This is a genomic window from Gammaproteobacteria bacterium (genome assembly GCA_028817255.1).
GTDB lineage: Bacteria > Pseudomonadota > Gammaproteobacteria > Porifericomitales > Porifericomitaceae > Porifericomes > Porifericomes azotivorans.
Map to the genome: position 1 here is coordinate 1 of JAPPQA010000136.1, position 3,418 is coordinate 3,418.

Here is a 3,418-nt window from a genome sequence, read left to right on the forward strand (position 1 = left end):
ACCCCACCGCCCAGGAGAACCGCAAGGGCCGCCCAGGCTCCCCCTCAAGGGGGGAACAAAGGCAAGATTGCTCCCTCCGCCGCTACGGCGTACCCTGCAAGCTCATGCCCGAATCCGCAGCCACGCAAACAAGAGGCGTCGAGACGAATCGCCACGCCCGCCTTTCCGCGGCCGACCTGAGGCCGGCCTTCCGCCTGACGCTGGCGGGCGCCGCCGCCGCGGCCCTGGCGGCGCTGTGCGGCTGCGCCGTCAACCCGGTGAGCGGCAAGAGCGACCTGGTCTTCATGAGCGAGACCGAGGAGCTGGCCCTCGGGCGGCAATACCACGGCGAGATTATGCGCCAGTACCGGGAATACGCCGACCCGGCCCTGAGCGCGTATGCCGCCGCCTTGGGCGCCGCGCTGGCTCGCAACAGCCACCGCCCCGGATTGCAATTCCGCTTCACCTTGCTGGACTCCCCGGAGGTCAACGCCTTCGCGCTGCCGGGGGGCTACATCTACATTACCCGCGGCATCATGGCGTACATGAACTCCGAGGCTCACCTCGCCGGCGTGCTGGGCCACGAGATCGGCCACGTCACCGCGCGGCACGGCGTGCGTCAGCACAGCTCCTCCAAGATAGCGGAGTTCATCGGCAAGGCGCTGCTGCGCAAGACCGACGACCAGGCGGTAACGGCGCTGTCCAACTTGCTGGGCGGCGCGATCCTGCGCGGCTACGGGCGCAAACACGAACTGGAGGCAGACCGCCTCGGCGCCGAATACCTCGCCCGCAGCGGCTACGAACCCCGGGATATGATCGGCGTGGTCGGCATCCTGAAAGACCAGGAAGAGTTCGAGAAGCAACGGGCTCGGGAAGAGCGGCGCCAGCCGCGCATCTACCACGGCGTCTTCTCCACCCACCCCGACAATGACCGGCGCCTGCAGGAGGTCATCGCCGCCGCCGACCGGTTCCGCGGCACTGCCGCGGCTGCAAGAGACGACGCGGCCTTCATCCGGCGCCTGGACGGCATGGCCTTCGGCGAGCGGCAATCCGGCCGCCGCATCCGCGTCGTCCAAGTGCGTCCCGGCGAGCGCATCGCCGACCTCGCCCGCGTCTCTAACCTCGAACGCCATGCGGAGGCGCAACTGCGGCTCCTGAACGGCCTCTACCCCGATGGCGAGCCGCGGCCCGGGCAATGGATCAAGATCGTGCAATGACCGCTGAAGTATAGTAGATTCATGCGACAGTCGAGGAACGCGCGAGAACTTTTTCGGATGCGTCCGGCTTGGCATATATCCGCATCCCGCCGTGAGCGAGGATAAAGACCCGTCTTTTAATACAAGCTTGAAACCCCGCTTGACGCGGCAACAGGGGAAACATGAAGGCAAAACCTTTCTATCGAAAGCGCCTGCGGGCCGGTATTCGACCGTTCGGGGCGAGTAAAAAATGAAGTGGCTTATTCTAGTCCTGGCCATCGCCGCCAATGTATCGGCCAATCTGCTGATTAAAATTTCCATAACGCCGCCGCGCAAACCCCCTTCCATTGCCGAGCCGATGGCAACGTTGAGCAATTGGCCTTTCTTGCTGGGGGCGGGGATATTTGGCGTGTCGCTCCTGCTCTACGCTACGGCCCTGGCTCGCCTGCCTTTGAGCGTGGTGCACCCCATCCTGAGCACCACAACGGTGGCGGCCGTCGCCCTGGCCTCAATGCTGATCTTTCGCGAGCCTTTCCACTGGACGACGGCGACCGGGATCGTACTGGTGATCCTTGGCGTAACGCTGATTACGATCCAAGTGGCCTGACGATAAACTTTACAACCCTACTCCCCGGCCGCCGCCGCGGGCACTTACCGCGCCTCGCCGCTGGCCGGGCCGCCCCGGGAAATATCAACAACAACAGCGGCATCGGTCCGCACGGAAAAATGAATCGGCTGTTCGATTGCAGCGAAGGATTCCACGCTCAGGAGATATTTCCCGCGCGGCAGCCTCGTCTCTATTTTCGGGTTTCCGCTACCGCCAGAATCATCGTTCAAATGCCGTGGCCTGAACCACTTAAAGTCGGCCCCGTAACGACCGAGCGTTGCATACAAATCGTCGTCTTCGTCATCCGCTGTTACCGTTATGGTCACATCCGATTCATCGCTTACAATCAACCGGAAGAATTGCTGCCCCTTTTCTATTGAAGAGAGCTTTCGCTCTCCCAGCGGGAGTTCTTCATGTTCTTCCTCAAAATGCTTCTTGATATCGAATGTAGGGGTCAACGAATCCCACCTGTATTGCAATACATGAAATGCCCCTACAAGAAGCGCGCCAATTGCCGCAAAAACACATATCAGCGCCAAATCGGCTTTTAAATTCCAGGATTTTTCAACAGCGTCAGACACGTTTGTCCACCTTACGCGGCAAACCCATGTGCAAAACGGCTTTGCATGCAATATTATGCCCCGGCGATGACCTTGTCGAAGCTGCATTTGCCGCCGGCATCCTCGCCGGAACGCCAAACCGCATCGTGCGCCCAGGCCCGCGTCGCGGAACGGCTTTTATCGTCATGGCCTTGCCTTTCCTCAGCCGCGAGCGCGGCTCGGCCGCCACCGGATTGGCAGCGGCAGGGTAGCTCCCAGGCCCGTATCGCCATGGCGCGCATTCGCAGTTCGGCCACCGCGGCAGGGATACTTTAGAATGTCTCTCCTTCCGCCCCGCAAGCGCAGTATGGACATCACTGGATTGGCAACGGCAGGGGTCGTGGCGGGCCTGACCCTCGGTCTCGCGTTGCAAGGGGGCATATGGTGCGTCGCATCGGCGCTTTCTTTCGCTGTATTCGGCAATGTCATTTCCGGCCTGCAGAGCGGCGAACTTCTGAGTATTATGTTACCTGGCGAGCCCTCCGGCAGGTACTACTATAACAAGGCAGAGCGCCCCACACAGTTCTGGGTGGGCATGGCGCTCGAATGTGCGCTCGCCATTTTTGTCCTGGTCTTGTTTCTCCGGGGCGGGTTACCGCCAGAGGCTGCCGAATAGGCCGCGCGACCGAGGGTTGGCAGTGTCGCGTCCCGTCAACACGATCCGGGCGAGCGCAGGAGCGGCGCGCGCCGCCTGCCTTGCCCTGCCGCTGGCGCTGGTCGTTTCCTGCACGGGCTCGGACGGCTGGCGGACGGCGTCGCGCGCCGCCGCCGGACTCGCGCCCACGCCGGAGGAAGAGCAAGGCGCCGTGATCCAGTGTTACGCGGCGCCGGTATGGGGCTGGCGCGGGTGGTTCGCCGACCATACCTGGATTGCGCTCAAGGGCCGCGCCGCCGACTCCTACACCGTTTACGAGGTGATCGGCTGGCGGGCGCGACGCGGCCTGCCGACACTGCGCATCGAGCGCGACATCCCCGACCGCCTCTGGTACGGATCGCGTCCGCGCCTGCTGGCCGACCTGCGCGGCGCCGCCGCGGCG

The 3,418-nt window shown here is 63.3% G+C and carries 5 protein-coding genes; 4 read left to right on the plus strand and 1 reads right to left on the minus strand.

Annotated elements, in window-relative coordinates:
- Nucleotides 1–104: 104 nt before the first annotated feature.
- Together OXU43_05930 and OXU43_05935 are read left to right on the plus strand one after the other, a co-directional pair.
- A complete protein-coding gene (locus OXU43_05930; protein ID MDD9824692.1) occupies nucleotides 105–1,196 on the plus strand; it encodes a M48 family metalloprotease in 1,092 nt (363 codons plus the stop codon).
- Nucleotides 1,197–1,425: 229 nt separating this feature from the next.
- On the plus strand, nucleotides 1,426–1,782 hold the full coding sequence (locus tag OXU43_05935; protein ID MDD9824693.1) for an SMR family transporter: 357 nt from the start codon (nucleotides 1,426–1,428) through the stop codon (nucleotides 1,780–1,782).
- 44 nt (nucleotides 1,783–1,826) lie between these two features.
- Here the strand turns inward: OXU43_05935 and OXU43_05940 are convergent, their stop codons facing one another.
- Entirely contained in the window at nucleotides 1,827–2,363 is a 537-nt protein-coding gene (locus tag OXU43_05940; protein ID MDD9824694.1) for a hypothetical protein, read from the minus strand.
- Between the two features lie 295 nt (nucleotides 2,364–2,658).
- Between OXU43_05940 and OXU43_05945 the strand changes: the two genes are divergently transcribed.
- Both OXU43_05945 and OXU43_05950 read left to right on the plus strand, forming a co-directional pair.
- Nucleotides 2,659–2,997 (plus strand): hypothetical protein, encoded by a 339-nt coding sequence (locus tag OXU43_05945; GenBank protein ID MDD9824695.1) that lies wholly within the window; start codon nucleotides 2,659–2,661, stop codon nucleotides 2,995–2,997.
- Between the two features lie 22 nt (nucleotides 2,998–3,019).
- Nucleotides 3,020–3,418 (plus strand): DUF3750 domain-containing protein (locus tag OXU43_05950; GenBank protein MDD9824696.1); only part of this gene is annotated, 399 nt, incomplete at its 3' end.